This is a genomic window from Rhodococcus sp. 24CO (assembly GCF_050586165.1).
Taxonomy (GTDB): Bacteria; Actinomycetota; Actinomycetes; order Mycobacteriales; family Mycobacteriaceae; genus Rhodococcus_F.
This window is the reverse complement of record NZ_JAZFNF010000077.1, coordinates 1-584: the sequence shown is the minus strand read 5'-3', so window position 1 is coordinate 584 and position 584 is coordinate 1. Positions and strand designations below refer to the sequence as shown.

The 584-nt window shown below is 63.4% G+C and carries 1 protein-coding gene; it reads left to right on the top strand.

What is annotated here, in order from left to right; all coding sequences use genetic code 11:
- Positions 1–584 (top strand): HNH endonuclease signature motif containing protein (locus tag V2B23_RS30915; protein ID WP_430953699.1); only part of this gene is annotated, 584 nt, incomplete at both ends.

Genomic DNA, 584 nt, shown 5'->3' with positions numbered 1-584 from the left:
CGCCGGCCGTTGGTCCATGTGGTGATCCACGATTCAGCGCTACGCGCAGGATCGGATGAGCCCGCCCATCTCGACGGGTACGGCGTCATCAGCGCCGAGCATGCCCGCGACATCGCAAAAGACGCCACGATAAAGGAAGTCTGCGTACCCGTAAACCCCGAACCAACGCCTGAGCCTGCCTCGGCGACGGTGTACCGTCCCGGCGCGGCACTCGATACGTGGCTGCGCGTCTTCGCGGGAAGTTGCCAGTGGCCGCACTGCGATGTCCCCGCTTGGAATTGCGATCTCGACCACAACGTTCCGTTCAACCACACCGACCCCACGCAGGGCGGGAAGACGGTGGCGTCGAATCTGAGTGCGTTCTGCCGCAACCATCACCGCCTCAAGCATTCCGGCAAGTGGCGGCTCGATCCGAATCCGGATCGAAGTATCTCGCTGACCTCGCAGACAGGCCACTGCTACCGCACCAGAGATGCCGGACTACTCGCCGGCCAACAGGAACCACCGCTACCGGAAGGAGGCAAACCGCGGCGGACTCGACTGGAGAACAAAGCTGCCCGCATCCGAAGTGAACGCAAACACCG